Source organism: Streptomyces sp. NPDC017095 (assembly GCF_044332325.1).
Lineage (GTDB): Bacteria > Actinomycetota > Actinomycetes > Streptomycetales > Streptomycetaceae > Streptomyces.
Genome location: NZ_JBIROU010000025.1, coordinates 49,235 through 69,120, shown reverse-complemented (window position 1 = coordinate 69,120; position 19,886 = coordinate 49,235). Strand labels below are relative to the sequence as shown.

17 protein-coding genes are annotated in these 19,886 nt (G+C 74.6%); 10 read left to right on the top strand and 7 right to left on the bottom strand.

Going from position 1 to position 19,886, the window contains the following annotated elements:
• Positions 1-560: 560 nt before the first annotated feature.
• The gene (locus ACH4OA_RS32885; protein ID WP_397973031.1) at positions 561-1,544 is read right to left on the bottom strand and encodes a DUF4184 family protein; all 984 of its coding nucleotides are present in this window, start codon (positions 1,542-1,544) and stop codon (positions 561-563) included.
• A 330-nt stretch (positions 1,545-1,874) separates the two neighbouring features.
• Between ACH4OA_RS32885 and ACH4OA_RS32880 the strand changes: the two genes are divergently transcribed.
• Positions 1,875-3,683, top strand: coding sequence for a lytic transglycosylase domain-containing protein (locus ACH4OA_RS32880; RefSeq protein WP_397973029.1), 1,809 nt, complete (start codon positions 1,875-1,877; stop codon positions 3,681-3,683).
• 58 nt (positions 3,684-3,741) lie between these two features.
• On the opposite strand, the gene hrpB is transcribed toward ACH4OA_RS32880, so the two are convergent.
• Together hrpB and ACH4OA_RS32870 are read right to left on the bottom strand one after the other, a co-directional pair.
• Entirely contained in the window at positions 3,742-6,279 is a 2,538-nt protein-coding gene (gene hrpB / locus ACH4OA_RS32875; RefSeq protein WP_397973026.1) for an ATP-dependent helicase HrpB, read from the bottom strand.
• Positions 6,280-6,380: 101 nt separating this feature from the next.
• Entirely contained in the window at positions 6,381-7,217 is an 837-nt protein-coding gene (locus ACH4OA_RS32870) for a class I SAM-dependent methyltransferase (protein WP_397940811.1), read from the bottom strand.
• Between the two features lie 371 nt (positions 7,218-7,588).
• Between ACH4OA_RS32870 and rpsA the strand changes: the two genes are divergently transcribed.
• Positions 7,589-9,085: a 30S ribosomal protein S1 gene (gene rpsA / locus ACH4OA_RS32865; RefSeq protein WP_397940731.1), complete on the top strand. Its 1,497-nt coding sequence runs from the start codon at positions 7,589-7,591 to the stop codon at positions 9,083-9,085.
• A gap of 108 nt (positions 9,086-9,193) precedes the next feature.
• On the opposite strand, the gene ACH4OA_RS32860 is transcribed toward rpsA, so the two are convergent.
• Positions 9,194-10,150 (bottom strand): right-handed parallel beta-helix repeat-containing protein, encoded by a 957-nt coding sequence (locus tag ACH4OA_RS32860; RefSeq protein ID WP_397940733.1) that lies wholly within the window; start codon positions 10,148-10,150, stop codon positions 9,194-9,196.
• 189 nt (positions 10,151-10,339) lie between these two features.
• On the opposite strand from ACH4OA_RS32860, the gene ACH4OA_RS32855 reads away from it, so the two are divergent.
• The 3 genes from ACH4OA_RS32855 (at position 10,340) to ACH4OA_RS32845 (ending at position 12,404) form a co-directional block, all read left to right on the top strand.
• Positions 10,340-11,278 (top strand): PAC2 family protein, encoded by a 939-nt coding sequence (locus ACH4OA_RS32855; RefSeq protein WP_365877071.1) that lies wholly within the window; start codon positions 10,340-10,342, stop codon positions 11,276-11,278.
• Between the two features lie 84 nt (positions 11,279-11,362).
• A complete protein-coding gene (coaE, locus tag ACH4OA_RS32850; RefSeq protein WP_365877069.1) occupies positions 11,363-11,980 on the top strand; it encodes a dephospho-CoA kinase in 618 nt (205 codons plus the stop codon).
• Between the two features lie 49 nt (positions 11,981-12,029).
• Positions 12,030-12,404, top strand: coding sequence for a tetratricopeptide repeat protein (locus ACH4OA_RS32845; RefSeq protein ID WP_397945779.1), 375 nt, complete (start codon positions 12,030-12,032; stop codon positions 12,402-12,404).
• 62 nt (positions 12,405-12,466) lie between these two features.
• On the opposite strand, the gene ACH4OA_RS32840 is transcribed toward ACH4OA_RS32845, so the two are convergent.
• On the bottom strand, positions 12,467-12,895 hold the full coding sequence (locus tag ACH4OA_RS32840; protein ID WP_397945780.1) for a DUF6343 family protein: 429 nt from the start codon (positions 12,893-12,895) through the stop codon (positions 12,467-12,469).
• A 159-nt stretch (positions 12,896-13,054) separates the two neighbouring features.
• On the opposite strand from ACH4OA_RS32840, the gene ACH4OA_RS32835 reads away from it, so the two are divergent.
• Together ACH4OA_RS32835 and ACH4OA_RS32830 are read left to right on the top strand one after the other, a co-directional pair.
• The gene (locus ACH4OA_RS32835; protein WP_397973023.1) at positions 13,055-13,747 is read left to right on the top strand and encodes a class I SAM-dependent methyltransferase; all 693 of its coding nucleotides are present in this window, start codon (positions 13,055-13,057) and stop codon (positions 13,745-13,747) included.
• 119 nt (positions 13,748-13,866) lie between these two features.
• The gene (locus ACH4OA_RS32830) at positions 13,867-14,316 is read left to right on the top strand and encodes a DoxX family protein (protein WP_397940743.1); all 450 of its coding nucleotides are present in this window, start codon (positions 13,867-13,869) and stop codon (positions 14,314-14,316) included.
• Between the two features lie 216 nt (positions 14,317-14,532).
• Here the strand turns inward: ACH4OA_RS32830 and ACH4OA_RS32825 are convergent, their stop codons facing one another.
• Complete coding sequence (locus ACH4OA_RS32825) at positions 14,533-15,381, bottom strand: S4 domain-containing protein (protein ID WP_397973021.1); 849 nt, start codon at positions 15,379-15,381, stop codon at positions 14,533-14,535.
• A 122-nt stretch (positions 15,382-15,503) separates the two neighbouring features.
• On the opposite strand from ACH4OA_RS32825, the gene ACH4OA_RS32820 reads away from it, so the two are divergent.
• Complete coding sequence (locus tag ACH4OA_RS32820) at positions 15,504-16,211, top strand: uracil-DNA glycosylase (RefSeq protein ID WP_397973019.1); 708 nt, start codon at positions 15,504-15,506, stop codon at positions 16,209-16,211.
• A gap of 76 nt (positions 16,212-16,287) precedes the next feature.
• Here ACH4OA_RS32820 and ACH4OA_RS32815 read toward each other — a convergent pair whose 3' ends face one another.
• On the bottom strand, positions 16,288-16,743 hold the full coding sequence (locus ACH4OA_RS32815; protein ID WP_397940813.1) for a GNAT family N-acetyltransferase: 456 nt from the start codon (positions 16,741-16,743) through the stop codon (positions 16,288-16,290).
• A gap of 340 nt (positions 16,744-17,083) precedes the next feature.
• Here ACH4OA_RS32815 and ACH4OA_RS32810 point away from each other — a divergent pair, with 340 nt between their 5' ends.
• Both ACH4OA_RS32810 and ACH4OA_RS32805 read left to right on the top strand, forming a co-directional pair.
• On the top strand, positions 17,084-19,012 hold the full coding sequence (locus ACH4OA_RS32810; protein ID WP_397973017.1) for an FUSC family protein: 1,929 nt from the start codon (positions 17,084-17,086) through the stop codon (positions 19,010-19,012).
• A 138-nt stretch (positions 19,013-19,150) separates the two neighbouring features.
• The gene (locus tag ACH4OA_RS32805; protein ID WP_397940749.1) at positions 19,151-19,795 is read left to right on the top strand and encodes a DUF899 domain-containing protein; all 645 of its coding nucleotides are present in this window, start codon (positions 19,151-19,153) and stop codon (positions 19,793-19,795) included.
• The last annotated feature ends 91 nt before the right edge of the window (positions 19,796-19,886 follow it).

Below are 19,886 nucleotides of genomic sequence, written 5' to 3'. Positions count from 1 at the left end.
ACCACCCCCCAGGTCATCCGATCGACAGGGGGCAACAGTCATGCCGGGCCCGGAGGCCAGCGGCCCTCTTGCAGGACCGCGAAGAAGATAACGGGACACCCCCCGCCACGCCCTCCCGGCGCCAGCGCCCGGCCCACCCGCACCGATCCCAGGCGCCCCACCGCTCCCGCGCCGGACTCCGGGCCGGATCCCCGCCGAGCCCGTCACTCTCGTGGCCCCCGCCAAAACGCCCCCCACCCCCCGCAGCCGCAACACTGCGGGCATGGGTATACGCATGCTTCACCGCCGGACGCCCGAGGCAGCCGCCGCGGCCTGGGCGGCCGCCGCCCCGGCGCAGACCGTGCCCGCCGCCCCGATTCCGGCCCTCGCGGCCGACGCAAGCACCGCCCGCATCCCGGCCGACCTGCCCACGACCGTCCGCAGCGTCGCCAGACGCCTCGGACGCGGGCTCGCCCGCCGCCCCGTCCGCCGGCCCGACTGGCGTCAGTGGCACGACCTGGCCCGCGGCTATCTCGCCCTCGCCCTCACCCTGATCCCCCGATCCCGCCCCCGCCCCGAACTCACGGTCTTCGTGGTGTCCCTCGCCGAGCGGCCGACTGCTCCCGGCCCGCATCACCGACAGCCTCCGCAGCCTCCCCGCGACGCCCGTGAGCCGCGCGATCCCCGCGATCCTGGCGGTCCCCGCGACGCCCGTGGTCCCCGCGAGCCCCATGAGCCCCTTCAGCCCCGCGATCCACGGGACCAGGGGCCGGACGCCAGACCCTGACCCCCACGGCGTAGACCAGCAGTCCCAGGACCATCCCGGCGCCCACCCCGAAGCACAGGGTGGGCACCAGCTCCCACAGGCCCCCGCCCGCGCCTCCCCGCTGCCGCTGGTGCGCCGTCCGCTGCACCGCCCCGGCCAGCGCGCAGCCCCCGATCACCGCGAGCGCCCACCACCGGTCCCGCACCGACAGCACCGGCAGCCCCGCCGGCACCGCGTCCGGCGCCCGCCGCAGCGCCCGCGCCACGAACGCCACGATCAGCACGGCCCCCGCCAGCGACGACCCGTACTGCGACCAGGTGAACAGCGGCACACCCGCGAGCCGGTCACGCCCCAGGGCCGGCACCAGCCGCGTACCCCACCGGTCGTGATGGGTGAACGCGTCCCACACCACATGGGTGAGCGCGCCGAGCACCGCGGAGCCGTACCACCAGCCCGCCGCCGCGGCCCGCCCGCGTGCGCGGGGCGCACCACGGCGCAGCAGCGCGGCCGGCCGTCCCCGCCGGGCCGCCGGGAGCAGGGCCAGCAACGGGTCCCGGACCAGCAGCCACAGCCCGGCCAGGGCACAGGCGAGGACCGCGTCGACGGTGGCGACCCCGGTGAACGCGTGCGTGACCGTGCCGAATTCCATGCCGCCCGGCAGGAAGCCGGCCGCGTAGTAGGGCAAGTCGGGCGCGAAGGAGCCCGTGACGAGCGCCACGGGCACCAGCCGGCCCCGGCCGCTCCCCTCCCGGCGGATCGCGGGCAGCACGGCCGCCGCATGGCTGAGTGTGAACGGCAACAGGGCCTCCAGAGCGTGCGGCGGCCCCTTCTCCGGCGCCGGTGACCAGGTGCGCCCAGTATGCGGGAGGACATCTGCGGGCGCGTGTGCCGACGACAGTCGGCCAACCGGCGGCCGGCCGGTGAAATCCGGGTGCCAACCGGTGCGTGTCCACAGCAAGTTGTCGTAGGGTCACCTGCGTCCCCTTGCGCGCGCTACGGTCGTACCCGCGTCGCACGGACGGAAAAAACGGAACAAGGGGCAACCAGAGCACCGGGTCAACCGTCAGACCAGAGCGAGGCAGTCGAAGACGCAGACGGGCGCAGGGCGTCCACGGGAGGGGTTCACTCTATGGCGGCGCATTTCGGCAGTCGGCTGCGGAAGGGAGCGGCGACCACCGCGGTGGCCGCGGCGGCGGTCGCGGCTCTCTCCGCCTCCCAGGCTCCAGGAGTGGCCGGCGAGGACGAAAGACCCGCGACGGCGGGCGCGTCGACGGCCTCCGTGGCGGACTCCGACGGCAACGCCACCGGCAACTCGCCCTACTACACGGACCTTCCGCCGCTGCACAGCCCTCAGCCCAGCCCCTCGTCCGCCGTCGGCACGTCCGTCTCGCGGAGCGGCGGCGAGGCCGGCATCCCGGCGACGGTCCTGGACGCCTACCAGAAGGCCGCGGCGGAGCTGCGCACCGCCAAGCCCGGCTGCAACCTGCCCTGGCAGCTGCTCGCCGCCATCGGCAACGTCGAGTCGGGCCAGGCCCGCGGCGGCCAGGTCGACGCCGGCGGTACGACGCTGCGCCCCATCCTGGGCCCGCAGCTCGACGGCAACGGCTTCGCGCTCATCCCGGACACCGACGGCGGCGCCTACGACAGCAACAGCGCCTACGACCAGGCCGTCGGACCGATGCAGTTCATCCCGTCCACCTGGGCCTGGGCCGGCCGCGACGGCAACGGGGACGGCAAGAAGGACCCCAACAACGTCTACGACGCCGCGCTCGCCGCGGGCCACTACCTGTGCCGCAACGACTGGGACCTGGCCCACGAGCCCGACCTGCACCGCGCGATCCTCAGCTACAACAACTCGCAGGACTACCTCGACCTGGTCCTGAACTGGATGGAGTACTACCGCAAGGGCACCCACTCCGTCCCCGACGGCTCCGGCGGCGTGCCCGGGCACCGCAGCGACGAGAACGGCGGCCCCACCGCCTCCCCGCTGCCCACGCACCCGCCGACGACCGGACCGGCGGCCCCCACGCCGCACCCGCCGCACAAGCCGCACCAGCCTTCCGACGGCAAGGACGGCGGCGACCACGGCGGCAAGGAGACACCCAAGCCGCCGCAGCCGCCCGTCCCGCCGACCAGCCCGCCGACCCAGACCGACCTGGTGGACCACCTGGAGGACGCGGGCACGAAGCCGCTCACCGCGAGGGCCGGCGACGCCTTCACCGAGCGGATCGGCACCCGCGCCGAGACCAAGGCCGGCAAGTCCGTCGCCAAGATCAGGGTCCGGTTCACCATCACCGGCGACACGGACGCCACCTTCGCGGGCGGCGAGACCGTGGCCACGGTCGCCACGAACGCCCAGGGCCTCGCGCTCACCCCGGCGCTCCAGGCCGGTGAGAAGACGGGCGACTTCAAGGTCACCGCGACCGTCGTGGGCCGCACGGTCAAGGGCGTCGACTACACCGCGACCGTCACCGCGCGCGCCGCCGACACCCTGACCCGTACCACCGACACCCCGCTGACCTGCGTCCCGGGCGGCGAGTTCGCCGAACAAGTGCAGGCGAAGGCGACGTACCAGGGCGCCGTCGCCGACCGGGTCGCGGCCACCGCCACCCTGGTCAGGTCCGCCCTGGACGCCCGGCCGAACGACAAGGGCCCCTACTTCGAGGACGCCGCCGGCAAGCCCGTACGCACCCTCACCGGCCTCCAGACGGACGCCAAGGGCCTGCTCACGCTGCCCAAGCTGTACGCCGGCGACACCACCGGCACCTTCCTGCTCCGCATCACCACCACGGGCGGCGCGACGCTCACGGTGCCGCTGACGGTGGCGGCCACCGGCGACTCCACCGGGCTCCCCCTCCCGCTGCCGCAGACGCCCACCGCGTCCGCGGGGACGCCCGCACCGGACCCGTCCGCACCGGACCCGTCCGCCTCCTCCTGAGGCCGCGCGCGACACCAGGGCGCCCTTCCCGCTCACCCGGGAAGGGCGCCTTCGCGCGTCAGCGCCTGAGCCGCGCGTTGGTGTGCCGGGTGGGCTCGGCCGTCGCCGGGTCCTCCGGCCACGGATGCTTCGGGTACCGGCCGCGCAGTTCCGCCCGCACGGCCCGGTAGCCGTCCCGCCAGAAGGAGGCCAGATCCGCCGTGACGGCGGCCGGCCGCCCGGCGGGCGAGAGCAGATGCACCAGCAGCGGCACGCCCGCCACGGCCGGCGTCTGACGCAGCCCGAACATCTCCTGGAGTTTGACGGCGAGCACCGGCCGCCCGGGATCCCGGTAGTCGATCCGGACCGCGGACCCGCTCGGCACGGTGATCCGCTCGGGCGCCAGCTCCGCCAGCCGGGCCGCCTCCCCGCCCGCCCACGGCAGCAGCCGCCCGAGGGCCTGCCCGGCGTCGGTCCGGGCCAGATCGGCCCGCCGCCGCGCCCTGCCCAGCTCCGGTTCCAGCCACTCGTCCACGCGCGCGAGCAGCGCGTCGTCGGACACGTCCGGCCAGGGCTCCCCGAGGTGCGCCCGCAGGAACGCCAGCCGCTGCCGCAGCACCTCGGCCTCCCGCGACCAGCGCAGCAGCCCGAGCCCCTCCTGCCGGAGCCCGTCCAGGAGAGCGGCGCGTACGAGGGCCGGGTCCGCGTTTGGCAGCGGCCGCACGGCCAGCTCGACCGCCCCCAGCCGCTCCACACGCCGGGCCACGACGTCCCCGTCGGCCCAGCGCACCTCGTCCCGCTCCGACAGCAGCGCGCCGGCGGCGGCGACCGCCACCTCCTCGGACACGGCGGCCCCGAGCCGCACGCGCGCGTGCCCCGTCCCGGCGGGCCGGTCGGCTACGGCGACGACGATCCAGGGCGCCCCACGCAGCCCGGACCCCTCGGCGAGCCCGGCCCGGGTCCCGGACGCCATGAGGTACGACCCGCCGTCCAGCCTGGCGACCCGCTCGGGAAACGCGAGCGCGGCGACGCGCCCGACGAGCCGGTCGTCACCGGCCGGCCCGGGGTCTTCGGCACCCGGCCCGGCCGGCCCGTCCGTCCGGCGGTCACGGGCGGGCGGACCGGCGGCGTCGGCCGACCCGGCCCGCAGCCGCCGCACCTCCGCCGCCCACCGCGCCGCGTAGCCGTCACCGCCGCGCCGGGCCCGCCGCAGAGCCGCCGCGAGGTCGTCGCCGTACTCCCGCGGCACCTCCTCGGAGAGCAGCGCGACGACCGGGGCCCCGTCCCCGCCCGTGTCCAGCAGCGCCCGCCCCAGCCGCGGGTGCAGCCCCAGCCGGGCCAGCCGCGCACCGGTCCGCGTGGCGCGGCCGGCGCCGTCCACCGCGCCCACCGCGGTCAGCGCGGAGCGCGCCGCCGCCATCGCCCCGGCCGGCGGCGGATCCAGCAGCGCCAGCCCGGAGGCGTCCGGATCGCCCCAGCAGGCCGTCTGGAGGGCGAACGCGGTCAGGTCGGCCACCTTGATCTCCGGCGCCGGGAAAGCCGGCAGCCGGCCGTCCTCCGCCTCGGCCCAGCACCGGTACACCGTGCCCGGCGCCTCCCGCCCGGCCCGTCCCGCCCGCTGCCGGCCGGCCGCCCGCGACGCCCGTACGGTGGTCAGCCCGCTCAGGCCGCGCGCGTGGTCCACCCGCGGCTCCCGCGCCAGCCCGGAGTCCACCACCACCCGCACCCCGGGCACCGTCAGCGACGACTCCGCCACGGACGTCGCCAGCACCACCCGGCGCCCCCGGCCGGCCGTCAGCACCGCCTCCTGCACCGCGGCCGGCGCCCGCCCGTGCACCTGGAGCACCTCGATGCCGTCCGGTTCCCCCAGCAGGCCCGCCACCCGCGCGATCTCACCCACGCCGGGCAGGAAACACAGCACGTCCCCGTCCCGCTCGGCCAGCGCCCGCCGCACCACCGACGCCACATGGGCCGTCAGCGCCGGATCCACCCGCATCCCGTGCGGCGGCCGTACCGGACGGACCGGCGGCGCCCACACCACCTCCACCGGGTGCGCCACACCCGCCGCCTCGACCACCGGCGCCCCGCCGAGCAGCCGCGCCCACCCCTCGGCGTCCGTGGTCGCCGACGCGGCCACCAGCCGCAGCTCCGGCCGCAGCGTCTGCCGGACGTCCCACAGGAACGCGGCCGCCGTGTCGGCGTCCAGGTGCCGCTCGTGGCACTCGTCCAGCACGACCACGTCCACCCCGGGCAGCTCCTGGTCCCGCTGGAGCCGCTGGAGCAGGACACCGGTCGTCACCACCTCCACGCGCGTGTGCCGGCCCACGGCCCGCTCGCCGCGCACCGTGAAACCGACGTTCCCGCCCGGCCGCTCGCGCAGCAGCCACGCCATCCGCCGGGCCGCCGCGCGCACCGCGATCCGCCGCGGCTCGGCCACCACGACCCGCCGCGCGGGACCGCCCCCGACCAGCCCCGCCAGCACGAGCGGCACCAGCGTCGTCTTGCCGGTGCCGGGCGGCGCCACGAGGACGGCGGTCCCCCCGTGCTCCAGCGCGTCGGTCAGGGCGGGCAGGGCGGAGCGCACGGGCAGCGCGTCCAGGGCGTCGTCACGGATCACGCCCCCAGTGTCGTACGACGCGAAAACGTATCCCCACGCGCGCGTGCGCCTCCGCGGAGCGTCCACGCGCGCGTGGAGCGCAGCCGAGGGGTCCGGCCGGCTCAGTCCCGCTCGCACACGAAGATCGCCGTGCCCGGGATCAGGTTCCCGCGCAGCGGTGACCAGCCGCCCCACTCCGTGGTGTTCCATCCCGGCCACTCCGGCTCCACCAGGTCCACCAGGCGGAAACCGGACGCCACGACGTCCCGCACCCGGTCGCCCAGTGTCCGGTGGTGCTCCACGTACACCGCCCGGCCCTGCTCGTCCTGCTCCACGTAGGGCGTGCGGTCGAAATAGGACGCGGACACCGACAGGCCCTCGGGACCCGGCTCGTCCGGGAACGCCCAGCGGATCGGATGCGTCACCGAGAACACGAACCGCCCGCCCGGCCGCAGCACCCGGCGCACCTCGCGCAGCACCAGCCGCGGGTCGGCCACGAACGGCAGCGCCCCGTACGCGGAGCACGCCAGGTCGAAGGCGCCGTCCGCGAAGGGCAGCGCGCCGGCGTCGGCGCAGACCAGCGGGAAGGACCCGCCGATCCGCAGGGCGTGCTGGAGCTGGCGGTGCGAGAGGTCCAGGGCCACCGGCCGCGCCCCCTGGGCGGCCAGCCAGCGCGCGCACTGGGCCGCGCCCGCGCCGATCTCCAGGACCTCCCTGCCCTTCAGCTCCCCGGGCGGGCCCAGCAGCCCGGCCTCCGCCTCGTCCAGGCCCTCCGGACCCCAGACGAAGCGGTCGTCGCCGAGGAACGCGCCGTGTTCGGTCTGGTACTCGTCGGCGTTGCGGTCCCACCAGCTCCGGCTGGCCCGCGTGCTCTCCGTGACGTCCGCGTCACGCCGGGTCGCCTCCGCCTCGGACTCCCCGGACGGCTGCGGATCGTACGTTTCCGGCTCTTGGATGATCGGCTCCCTCGTCGTACTCTTCCGTCCAACCCGCCGAGGGGCCCGAACAGAGGGGATCCTCACGGGCTCGCGCGGGCTGCCGGACCCTTTCTTCCGCCGGAAACACGGCGATCCGCCCCAGGTGGGCGCCTTCGCGCATTGACCCTGTCCGGCTGCCCCCGTATGCTACAAGTTGCGCTGCGGGCCTGCGCTCCTCAGACGTAGCAGGCTGCGCTCGCATCTGTTGTATGTCCCCTCGGTTGTCGAGGCGCCACCGGGCATCCGGTGCTCAAGTGGCGCTTCCTTGGCTGTCCGGCTTCTGCAGAGCGAAACGGGCTCCCGGCGTAAGCAGTACCTACGACTTCAATGTCCGTACCGGAGCCCTTTCCCACATGACGAGCAGCACCGAGACCACCGCCACCACCCCGCAGGTAGCGGTCAACGACATCGGTAACGAGGAAGCCTTCCTCGCGGCGATCGACGAGACGATCAAGTACTTCAACGACGGCGACATCGTCGACGGCGTCATCGTGAAGGTCGACCGGGACGAGGTCCTGCTCGACATCGGTTACAAGACCGAAGGTGTCATCCCGAGCCGCGAGCTCTCGATCAAGCACGACGTCGACCCGAACGAGGTCGTGGCGGTCGGCGACGAGATCGAGGCCCTTGTTCTCCAGAAGGAGGACAAGGAAGGCCGCCTGATCCTCTCGAAGAAGCGCGCCCAGTACGAGCGTGCCTGGGGCACGATCGAGAAGATCAAGGAAGAGGACGGCATCGTCACCGGTACCGTCATCGAGGTCGTCAAGGGTGGTCTCATCCTCGACATCGGCCTCCGTGGCTTCCTGCCGGCCTCCCTCGTGGAGATGCGCCGCGTCCGCGACCTCCAGCCCTACGTGGGCAAGGAGCTCGAGGCCAAGATCATCGAGCTGGACAAGAACCGCAACAACGTGGTCCTGTCCCGCCGTGCCTGGCTGGAGCAGACCCAGTCCGAGGTCCGCCAGACGTTCCTCACGACCCTCCAGAAGGGTCAGGTCCGTTCCGGCGTCGTCTCCTCGATCGTCAACTTCGGTGCCTTCGTGGACCTGGGTGGCGTCGACGGTCTGGTCCACGTCTCCGAGCTGTCCTGGAAGCACATCGACCACCCCTCCGAGGTCGTCGAGGTCGGCCAGGAGGTCACGGTCGAGGTCCTCGACGTCGACATGGACCGCGAGCGCGTCTCCCTGTCGCTGAAGGCGACCCAGGAAGACCCGTGGCAGCAGTTCGCCCGCACCCACCAGATCGGCCAGGTCGTGCCCGGCAAGGTCACGAAGCTGGTTCCGTTCGGTGCGTTCGTCCGCGTGGACGAGGGCATCGAGGGTCTGGTCCACATCTCCGAGCTGGCCGAGCGCCACGTGGAGATCCCGGAGCAGGTCGTCCAGGTCAACGACGAGATCTTCGTCAAGGTCATCGACATCGACCTCGAGCGTCGCCGCATCAGCCTCTCGCTGAAGCAGGCCAACGAGGCCTTCGGTACCGACCCGTCGGTGGTCGAGTTCGACCCGACCCTGTACGGCATGGCCGCGTCCTACGACGACCAGGGCAACTACATCTACCCCGAGGGCTTCGACCCCGAGACCAACGACTGGCTCGAGGGCTACGAGAAGCAGCGCGAGGAGTGGGAGCGCCAGTACGCCGAGGCGCAGTCCCGCTTCGAGCAGCACCAGCAGCAGGTCATCAAGTCCCGCGAGGCCGACGCCGCTGCCGCGGCCGAGGGCGGCGAGGCCGCGGCTCCGGCCGCCTCCGGCGGTGGCGGTTCGTACTCCTCCGAGGGCGCGGACACCTCCGGTGCGCTGGCCTCGGACGAGGCGCTGGCGGCGCTGCGCGAGAAGCTGGCCGGCGGCCAGAGCTGAACGCAGCCGCTGGGGCTTAGCCGATAGCAGGCCGAGGGGCCGCACCTTCCCGGGTGCGGCCCCTCGGGCGTGTCCGGACGTCCCGCGGCAGGCGCGGTCCCGCGCCCCTCAGGACGTCACCGGGATGTTGGTCAGGCCCTTGCCGCCCGTCACCGTGTTCGTGCCGTAGACCGTCGTCCGGCAGTTCGCGCCGGCGTTGGTGACGTCGATCGCCAGCCGGGTGGAGCCGGTCGCGCCCGTCAGGTCCGACCTGTTGCCCTCGAAGACCGTGCCGCAGCCCCAGCCGGGCTGCTGGGTGTGGGTCTGGTAGCCGTCGTTGCCGGTACGGGTGCCGGTGTTGTCCTGGACGAGGACGTCGTTGCCCTTCACGTCCACCCAGGAGTCGTCGTAGTTCGCGCCGGTCAGACCACTGCCGTCGAAGGTGTTGCCGATGATCTGCGCGCCGGTCGTGCCCTCCTTGATATCGACGTTCTCGCCGCCCACGTCCGGGCCGATCGTGTTGTCCAGGATCCGGATGCGGTCGCTGTGGTCGGACAGCGTGTTCGCGGTGCCCACGTACACGCCCTCGCCCATGCCCCTGCCGTCGTTCCCGGTGTCGTAGATCCTGGAGTTCCTGAGCACGCCGTCCGTGCTGGAGGCGCGGAAGTGCACGCCCTCCATGTCCAGGCCGTGCACCGTGACCCCGTCCACGACGACACCCTGCGCCGCGTCGATCATGATGCCCTTCTGGCCGCCGGTCACGGTCAGGCCGCTGACCGTCCAGTACGAGGCGCCGTTCAGGTGCAGCCCGTAGCCGCCGCCCGCGGTGAGCACCGCCCCGGGGGAGCCGGTCAGGGTGATGCGGGCCGCCGCCGTGGCCGGCACGGTCGCCTTGAAGTTGCCGGAGTAGGTGCCGTCCGCCAGGTGGATGGTGTCGCCGGGCCGGGCGGCGCCGAGCGCGGTCTTCAGCTGGGCGGCGGTCGTGACCTCGACGGTGGCGGCGCAGGCCGGACCGCCGGCCAGGAGCAGACCGCCGGCGGCGAGGCTCGTGGCGAGCAGGGAGGTGAGGGGCGTGCGCAGACCCATGAGTGCTCTCCTGTCGTACCGGTACGTGAACGGGCAACGCCGACGTGAACGCGGATGGCCGTGAAGGTACGGACCAGGTGACGAGGCGTCAAGGTGTCCCGCAGGAGATCGCGGACCGGCGGCGTGTCGCGGGAATGTCCCTGTTCCGGGGCGCGTTGTCGAGGTGGAACACGAGGAGGAGCGGTCACAGTGCTTGATCCGCAGGGTTTGTACGCATGGGAGCCGAAGGGCCTCGCCGTGGTGGACATGGCGCTCGCCCAGGAATCGGCCGGCCTTGTCATGCTCTACCACTTCGACGGATACATCGACGCGGGCGAGACCGGCGACCAGATCGTCGACCGGCTGCTCGACTCACTGCCTCACCAGCTCGTGGCGCGATTCGACCACGACCGGCTCGTGGACTACCGGGCCCGCCGCCCCCTGCTGACCTTCCAGCGGGACCGCTGGACGGACTACGAGACGCCGGCCATCGAGGTGCACCTCGTCCAGGACACCACCGGCGCCCCGTTCCTGCTGCTGTCCGGGCCCGAGCCGGACGTCGAGTGGGAGCGTTTCGCGGCCGCGGTGCGGCAGATCGTGGAACGGCTCGGCGTGCGGCTGTCCGTGAACTTCCACGGCATCCCCATGGGCGTCCCGCACACCCGCCCGGTGGGCCTGACGCCGCACGGCAACCGTACCGACCTCGTTCCCGGCCACCGCAGCCCCTTCGAGGAGGCCCAGGTGCCCGGCAGCGCGGAGGCCCTCGTCGAGTACCGCCTCATGGAGGCCGGACACGACGTCCTCGGCGTCGCGGCGCACGTCCCGCACTACATCGCCCGTTCGCCGTACCCGGACGCCGCCCTGACCGTCCTGGAGGCCGTCACGGCCGCCACCGGCCTGGTGCTGCCCGGCGTCGCCCACGCGCTGCGCACGGACGCGCACCGCACGCAGACCGAGATCGACCGGCAGATCCGCGAGGGCGACGAGGAGCTGACCGCACTCGTCCAGGGCCTCGAGCACCAGTACGACGCCGCCGCCGGCGCCGAGACCCGGGGCAACATGCTGGCCGAGCCGGTGGAGATCCCGTCCGCCGACGAGATCGGGCAGGAGTTCGAGCGGTTCCTCGCGGAACGGGAGGGCGAGGGCTGACGCGCCCGGCACCCGCCGTACCGGTACGGAGCCGCCCGGCGCCTGCCGTACCGGCCCGGCGCCGGAGCGTCTAGGCTGCCGCCCATGCTGACAGTGGGCCTGACCGGCGGAATCGGCGCCGGCAAGAGCGAGGTGTCACGGCTGCTCGTGGAGCACGGGGCCGTACTGATCGACTCGGACCGCATCGCGCGGGAGGTCGTCGCGCCCGGCACACCCGGCCTCGCGGCCGTGGCCGACGCCTTCGGCACGGACATCCTCGCCGCCGACGGCAGCCTGGACCGGCCCCGGCTCGGCTCCCTCGTCTTCGCCGACCCCGGGAAACTGGCCGTGCTCAACTCGATCGTGCACCCCCTGGTGCGCGACCGCTCCCGGGAACTGCAGAGCGCCGCGGCCGAGGACGCCGTCGTGGTCAACGACGTCCCCCTGCTCACGGAGAACGGCCTCGCACCGCTCTACGACATCGTGATCGTCGTGGACGCGAGCCCCGAGACCCAGCTGGACCGGCTGGTACGGCTGCGCGGGATGACCGAGGAGGACGCCCGCGCGCGGATGGCCGCCCAGGCGACGCGCGAGCAGCGCCGGCAGATCGCGGACGTGGTCATCGACAACGACGTGCCCCTGGACGCGCTGCGAAAGCGCGTCGCCGAGGTGTGGGACGACCTCGCCCGCCGGGCCCGCCAGGGCACCACCGGCGCGGAATAGCCCGCCGGCCGGAGGCGTTGAAGTTCTGGAGCAAGGGAAGGACTCAGCCGTGCCCGACACCAGCGCCGGACGTACTCCGGAGACGCATGTCATCGACTTCCGTGCCGCCGAGCAACTGCTCAACGCACGGGACCCCCGGGGCGCGGTGAAGCTGCTCGACTCCGTCATCGCCGCGCACCCCGAGAACACCGCCGCCCGGCTGCTGCGCGCGCGTGCCTTCTTCGCCGCGGCGCAACTGCGACCGGCCGAGCTGGAGTTCACCATCGTGCTGGAGCGCGAACCGGACAACGCGTTCGCGCACTTCGCCCTGGCCCGCACCTACGAGCGCCAGGGCCGTCCCGACCAGGCCAAGCGCCACTTCCGGCTGGCCGCCGCGCTCGACCCCAACCCGCAGTACCTGAAGGCCGCCCGCTTCGACGACTGACGGCGGGGCGCGCACCGACGGTGCGACGTGCGTGAGCGACGCGGGTGGCGGGAGACGCCCCGCTACGGGTGGCGGTGCGGTGGCGGCCAGGGAGGCGGTCCGCCCGGCCGGCGGGGCCTCGGCGGGGAACCGGGCGGCCTGTCCCCGGACGGCCCGTTCGGCGGCGGGGGGTACGGCGGTCCGTCCCGTGGGGACGGGTACGGTGGTCCGTTTCGCGGGGGCCGGTACGGTGGTCCGCTCCGCGGGGGCGGGTACGGCGGGATGTCCCGGCCCGGCTGGTAGTGCGGGCCCTGCCGGATGTGCCGGACGATGAACACCAGGTCCACGGTGACCACCAGCCACAGCACCCCGCACGCCGCCGCCCAGCCCGGACGCCCGGCCAGCGCGAAGGCCACCGTGCCGAGGACCGCCCAGACCAGTCCCCACACGCTCAGCCAGAACCGCGCCCGCAGGGAACTGCGCGCGGTCGCCGGTTCACTGCCCGTACGCATCGGCTCATCGCTCCTGTCCACAACGTACTCTTCGGCGACGAATCGGATCAATCGGGCGACACCTGCTTAATCTGGCCCGGCCCGGACCGCCGAGTGACTCGAACGGGTGAACCGCGGCGAGAGGGGAACGGGCGTGCGGACGCGGGCCGTTGTCCGGGCATGAGGATCGAGACGCGTGAGGGATACGAGGGCACGGGGCCGGGACCCGTCACCCCGGACGGCTGCGCGGTCGAGCTGTACGCACGGCTGCCGGTGGGCGACGAGCCGGACATCATCGCCGCGGCGGTGCCGGCCGGGGCGCACATCCTGGAGCTGGGCAGCGGAGTGGGCCGGGTGACCCACCCGCTCCTGGAGCGCGGCTTCACGGTGACGGCGGTGGACGAGTCCGCCGACATGCTGGCCCGGATCCGCGGAACACGCACGATACGCCGTCCGATCGAGCGCCTCGACCTGGGCGAGCGGTTCGACGTGGTGATGCTCGCGTCCTTCCTGGTGCACGCCGGTGACGAGGAGGTGCGCAGGGGCCTGCTGCGCACCTGCGCCCGGCACGTGGCGCCGGGCGGCTGCGTGCTGATCCAGCGGGAGGGCGCGAACTACCACACCGACGTGCCCAGGGAGCGGGTCGACCCGAGGGGCTTCACCGTCCGGATCGTGTCCGTGGAGCCGGCGGGGGACGGGGTGAACTCGGTCCACGCGGAGTATCTGTTCCCGGACGCGGTGTGGACCCAGACGTTCCTGTCCCGGCCGCTGACGAAGGAGCGGTTCGAGTCGGCGCTGGCGGAGGCAGGACTGAAGACGGACGCCTATCTGACACCGGACGGTATATGGGTCAGGGCCGTACCCGTCGCGTGACGGGCGCCGGGCCGCCGGACCTCCCGCACGAGCGATTCCGCGGCGACGGCCGATGAGTTCCCGGCGCGCGACCGGTCTACCCAGGCGAAAGCAACCGGCACGTCCACCAGGAGACCTCCATGTCCGAGACCACCGCTGCCGCCGGCTCCACGACACCCGCGGCCTCCGCCGGCCCCCGCCCGGCCCGGACGCGCGCCGCCCTGGTCACGCTGCGGGCCGTGCAGGTGCTGCTCGCCCTGTTCTTCGGCGTCGCCAGCGCCCTGCCCAAGCTGATAGCGCACCCGACCGCCGTCGAGTCCTTCGACAGGATCGGCTGGGGCAGCGGGGGCATGTACCTCATCGGCGCGCTGGAACTCGCCGGGGCGGTCGCACTGTTGGTGCCGGTGCTCCAGTCCCTGGCGGCGGTCGCCCTCGGCGCGCTCATGGTGGGAGCGTTCATTGTCCAGCTCACCGTGTTCGACGGCCAGAACGCGGCGACCCCGCTGATCCTGATAGCGCCCCTCGCCCTGATCGCCTGGACCCGCCGCGCCCACACCAGGGACCTGCCGCGGCTGCTGAACCGGCGGTGACACCCTCACCGGGGGCGTCATGTGGCCGTCGCTGTGCACTTGCCTGGCGGTAGAGGGGTACGGAGCCGCCGGCCTGCTGGCCTGCCTGGTCTCACGGGCGGGCGTGGGAGCACGGTCTCGTTGGCCGTTGGCCGTTGGCCGTTGGCCGGGCGCGGGTCGTTGGGTGCACGGTCTGGTTGGCCGCGCGCAGGCACGGGGTTGTTCGGTGTCTCTCGCTTACCGCCCGCGCCGTCGCCCGCCGGTTCCGCCACGGTCACTGGTTCCGCCACGGTCATCGGCGCTGCCACGACCGCTGCCACGGCCTCGGTCGCCGGCACCGGCGCGGCCACTGCCACGGCCGCGGTCACCAGCGCCGCCACGGCCGTCCGATCCGCCACGGCCGCCGGAGGGCCCGGGGCCACCCGCGCCGCTGACGCCGCCGGCCGCGGCGAGACCGGCGAAACCGCCGGGGGCGCCGGCGCTGAGGCTGCGGAGGCGTTCCAGCTCGCGGCGGTCCCGCTTGGTCGGGCGGCCGGTGCCCCGGTCGCGGAGGCCGGCGGGGGCGACGGCCTCGCGGGGCGGGGGCGGAGGGGAGTTGTCGATGTAGCACTGCGCGGCCACGGGCGCCCCGACCCGCTTGCGGATCAGGCGCTTGACGATCACGATCCGCTCGCGGCCCTCGTGCCGCAGCCGTACCTCGTCGCCGACGCGCACGGAGTAGGCGGCCTTCACCCGCTCGCCGTTCACGTGCACGTGCCCGCCCCGGCAGGCGGTGGAGCCGAGGGAGCGCGTCTTGATCAGCCGGACGGCCCAGATCCAGCTGTCGATACGGACGGTCTCGCCCTTGCCGGGCCCGGCGGCCTCGGCGGCGGCCACCGCGGCGGCGACCTTGGGGTCGAGCGGCTGCCGGGCGGGGGCGGCTCCCTCCACGGGGGGCGGGCCCTCGGTGGGGGCCGGCCCTTCGGTGGGAGGCAGGCCCTCGGTCGGGGGCGGGCCCTCGGCGGGGGAGGGGCCCGTGCCGTCCGGCAGGCCGGTCACGTCGGCGGTCCCACGGTCCACGTTCTCGTCCGCATCCTCGGAAGCCATGCCCCGACCTTAACGCCCTGGCGCCGCTGAGCCGGAAGCGTTTTCGCGGCTCCGGGCCGGGCGGGGCACCCCGCTTCCTTCCGGCCGCGTGACCCGGGCGGGCCGGGGCATACGGTGACGGTATGGACGACAGCAGCGCCCTCGCCCAGCTTGACCGGCGCGTCTCCGGCTGCCGGGCCTGCCCCCGGCTGGTCGAGTGGCGTGAGGAGGTGGCCCGTACGAAACGGGCCGCGTTCGCCGACTGGACGTACTGGGGGCGGCCGGTCCCCGGGTTCGGCCCCGCCGACGCCCGGCTGGCGATCATCGGTCTGGCCCCGGCCGCGCACGGCGGCAACCGCACCGGCCGCATGTTCACCGGTGACCGCTCGGGAGACGTGCTCTACCAGGCGCTGTACGACGTGGGGCTCGCCTCCCAGCCCACCTCCGTCAGCGCCGACGACGGTCTGGAGCTGTACGGCGTGCGGGTCACGGCACCCGTGCACTGCGCCCCGCCCGCCAACAAGCCGACCCCCGGCGAGCGCGACACCTGCCGCCCCTGGCTGGTGCAGGAACTGGGGCTGCTGCGACCGACGCTGAAGGCCGCGGTCGTCCTCGGCGCCTTCGGCTGGCAGGCCGCGCTGCCCGCGTTCGCCGAGGCGGGCTGGACCGTGCCCCGGCCCCGCCCGGCCTTCGCCCACGGCGCCTGGGTCGCGCTGGACGGCCTGGACCTCTTCGGCTGCTTCCACGTCAGCCAGCGCAACACCTTCACCGGCAAACTCACCACCGGCATGCTGCGCGAGGTCCTGACCACGGCGGCGGAGGCGGCCGGACTGCCGTACCGGCCGGGGTGACGGAGCCAGGGCCGCGTCTCACGCCGGCTCCCCCGGTTTCCGTCCACGGGCGCCAGACGCCTGCCCCGCTTCCGCTTCAGGGGCGCCAGACGTAGCGGACGTCCGGTTCGCGTTCCTCGTTGCGGCTGCCGTCGGTGCGCTCCACGGCGGTGAAGCCGTGCCGTTCGTAGAAGCGGTGGGCGGGCTCGTTCACCTGGAAGGTCCACAGGAACAGCCCGTCCGGGCTGCGCTCCTTGGCCAGTGCGACGAGCCGGTCCCCGATGCCCCGCCCGCGCCACCCGGGGTCCAGGTACAACTGGTCGAGCGACTCGCCGTCCAGCACCATCATGCCGACGATCCCGGCCCCGGCCGTCTCCGCCACCCAGGTGTCCAGCGCGGGCACCACGACGTCCCGGAACCAGCCGCGTACGGCGTCGTCGCCGTGCGGCCGGACGACCGTCGGCAGCGCGGCGCCGAAGGACCGCAGATAGACGTCGGCGACGGCGCGCGCGTCGGCGGCCCCGGCGGGGCGCAGCACGACCGGGTCCGGCACCGGGGCCGGACGGCCGGAGGGACGGGAGCGGGGGCGGGTCACGCGCCGGATCACGGAAGCGGCTCCTACGAGGATCGGCGGACAGTGGTCCCGCCAGGCGAACAGTCTTCCGATGATCGGACCTCACGGTCCCGGGCGCATCCGAAATACCGGCGCCCGAAGCCGGCGGGACCCGCGCCGGGGCATTGCGTTCATAAAGAAAACAGCCGGACCGGCAGCTTTCACACGGGCGAAACGTGAGCGTTCCGTTTGCGGAGGGAACGCGATCTACCGTAGGAGCACACCCACCGGCCACCGTCGTCCGAAGGCTCACCCCGCCCTCGTCCCGAACAGGAGCCCCGTGACCCGGCCCGCCGTACCCCTCTGGCTCGCCCACGCCTTCCGTGCCCAGCGCGGCCCCGTGCCCTGGAGCGCGGTGTGCCGGGGCGCGCTCGCCGCCGGGCCGTCGCTGCTCGCCGGGATGGCCCTCGGCCGGACGGCCGCCGGGGTGCTCGCCGCCATCGGCGCGATGCTGGCCGGCATCAACGACCGGCCGGGCAGCCGCCGGGCCTCGGTACGACGGCTCGGGGTGCCCGCGCCGGCCGGGGCGCTGGGGCTGCTCGCCGGCACCTGTGCCGGACAGGAGCTGTCCGCCGTACCGCTGACCCTGGTGCTCGCCGCGCTGGGCCTGGCCGCCGGGGCCGTCAGCGCGATCGGGCCCGTCGCCTCCGCCGCCGGCACCCAGCTCCTCGTCGCCGCGGCCGTCGGCGCCGGGATGCCGGCGGCCGAGCCCGGCTGGCAGCGGGCCCTGGCCTTCCTCGCCGGCGCCGGCTGGCTGCTCGTCCTGCGGCTGGTGCTGCCCACGCCCGGCTCGCTCGCCGGTGACGTCCGGTACGACGCGGAGCGCAACGCGGTCGCCGACGTGTACGACGCCATCGCCGCGCTCGTCGAGGCGGCGGGCGGGGAGCGGGCCACGGCCCGGCGGGCGGCGCTGACCGCCGCGCTCGACCACGCCCAGGACGCCCTCGCCGGGCCCCGGCTGCGCCGGTACGCCGGGTCCGCCGCCGAACGCCGGCTGCACGCGCGGTTCGCCGCGGCCCTGCCCCTCGCCGAGGCCGCCACCGCCCTGTACTGGACCGGCGAGCCCCTGCCGGCGCGGGCCGCGGAAGGCGCCCGGCGGCTCGCCGTGGCCGTCCGCCACAACGCCCGCACCGGCCCGCTGCCCGCCCCGCACCTCCCGCCCACCCGGCTGCGCTCTGGTGAAGCAGCGCTGGTGGGAGCCCCGGCGCTGCCCGCTCTGCGTGCCCTGGACGACGCCCTGCTGCGCGCCGCCGAGGCCTTCGACAGCGGCGAGGGCGCGCACCGCGGGCTGCTCGGCCGGCGACGGGGCGTGCGGCAGGCGCTGCGGGTGGCGCTCGGTGCCGGCGGGCGCGAGTACGGCCTGCGCGTCGCCCTCTGCTTCGGCGCCAGCGCCGCCATCGCCCAGGCCCTGCACCACACCCGCTGGTACGGGCCGCACGCGCACTGGTACTGGCTGCCCGCCACGGCCGTCTTCCTCGTCAAACCCGATCTCGGTCCGCTGGCCTCGCGGGTGCTGTGCCGGGCCGCCGGTACGGTGCTCGGCGCCCTGGTGTTCGCCGGCCTCGCCGCGCTGCTGCCCCGCCCGGCGGGCCTGATCGCGCTGGTGGCGCTCTGCGGCGCACTGATACCGGTCGCCACCCGGCACTTCGCGGCGCTCACCGCCGTCGCCACCGTCCTCGTGCTCGCCCTGGTCATGGCCGGCGGCGAACCGCAGGCGTCGGTCAGCCGGATCGGCGAGACCCTGCTGGCCTGCGCGCTCGTCCTGGTCGTGGGGCACCTGCCGATGCCGGGGGCACGGGGCGGCGGCGTACGGGACCGGCTCACGACGGCCGGCGGCGCCGCGCACGACTACCTCCGGCACGTCCTCGACGGGCCCGGAGACGGGCTCGCCGCCGGTCCCGGGGACCGCGCCGAGCGGTGGGCGCTGCGCCGCGAGGCCTACCGCACCCTCGCCGAGGCCCGCGCGGCCATCGCGCTCGCCGCCGCCGAGCTGCCCGCCCTGGCCCGGCACACCGAGGGCACGGACGCCGTCGCCGAGGCGCTGGAACGGCTCGTGGACACCACCACGGCCTGCGCCGTGCACCTCGACGACACCGGACGGCTCACCTCCCGGCACGTCCGCCGGCTGCGGGAGGCGCTGGCGGAGCTGGAGCGGCGGGGCGTACCGGGCGTGCGGGACGTACGGGTGCCGGCGTCCTCCGCCGCGTAACCGCACCGCCCGCCGTACGACGAAAGCGCCCAGCGATGGGCTCCGCCGAGACTGGCCGGAAAACCCACCCTGCCCGGCGATGAGTTCCGCGCCCGCCGACGGTCACTCCCCGAAACGCACCGTCGGACAGGAGGGCTCATGTCGTTTCCGGAGATCGTCTCGCGCGAGCAGTGGCGCGCGGCGCGCGAGGAGCTGCTGCGCAAGGAGGAGGCGGTCAGGCGGGCGCGCGAGATCCTGGCCGCCGAGCGCAGGCGGCTGCCCATGGTCGAGGTCGACCCGGGTTACGTCTTCGAGGGCGGTGACGGCAAGGCCACCCTGCTCGACCTCTTCGAGGGCCGGACCCAGCTCGTCGTCCACCACTTCATGTTCGCGCCGGAGTGGCGGACCGGCTGCCCATGCTGCGCGGCCTTCCTGGACCAGGTCGGCCACCTCGCCCATCTGCGTGCCCGCGACACCTCCTTCGCGGCCGTCTCCCGGGCGCCGTTCACCCGCATCCTGCCGTTCAAGGCGCGGATGGGCTGGGCGGTGCCCTGGTACTCCTCGTCGCACAGCGACTTCAACCGCGACTTCCAGGCCACCGTCGCGGCGGACGGCGGCCTGGCCGACCGCCCGGGCCTCAGCTGCTTCCTGCGCGACCACGACCGCGTCTTCCACACCTACTCGCTGTACGACGACGGGCTGGACGCCCTGGGCACCACGGCGGCCCTGCTCGACCTGACCGCCCTCGGCCCCCACCCGGCCGGCAGCGACCGGCTCCGGCTGCACGACGAGTACGACTACTGACCCGACGCGCGGGACGCGGGACACCGCGCCGCGGGACGCGGGACACGGGCGTACGACTCATGACAGCGCGCGTACGACCGGTGACACGGAA

Coding starts and splice junctions, on each gene's coding strand:
- ACH4OA_RS32880 (WP_397973029.1), top strand. CDS start 1,875: ATGGCGGCGCATTTCGGCAGTCGGCTGCGGAAGGGAGCGGCGACCACC.
- rpsA (WP_397940731.1), top strand. CDS start 7,589: ATGACGAGCAGCACCGAGACCACCGCCACCACCCCGCAGGTAGCGGTC.
- ACH4OA_RS32860 (WP_397940733.1), bottom strand. CDS start 10,150: ATGGGTCTGCGCACGCCCCTCACCTCCCTGCTCGCCACGAGCCTCGCC.
- coaE (WP_365877069.1), top strand. CDS start 11,363: ATGCTGACAGTGGGCCTGACCGGCGGAATCGGCGCCGGCAAGAGCGAG.
- ACH4OA_RS32840 (WP_397945780.1), bottom strand. CDS start 12,895: ATGCGTACGGGCAGTGAACCGGCGACCGCGCGCAGTTCCCTGCGGGCG.
- ACH4OA_RS32835 (WP_397973023.1), top strand. CDS start 13,055: ATGAGGATCGAGACGCGTGAGGGATACGAGGGCACGGGGCCGGGACCC.
- ACH4OA_RS32830 (WP_397940743.1), top strand. CDS start 13,867: ATGTCCGAGACCACCGCTGCCGCCGGCTCCACGACACCCGCGGCCTCC.
- ACH4OA_RS32825 (WP_397973021.1), bottom strand. CDS start 15,381: ATGGCTTCCGAGGATGCGGACGAGAACGTGGACCGTGGGACCGCCGAC.
- ACH4OA_RS32820 (WP_397973019.1), top strand. CDS start 15,504: ATGGACGACAGCAGCGCCCTCGCCCAGCTTGACCGGCGCGTCTCCGGC.
- ACH4OA_RS32805 (WP_397940749.1), top strand. CDS start 19,151: ATGTCGTTTCCGGAGATCGTCTCGCGCGAGCAGTGGCGCGCGGCGCGC.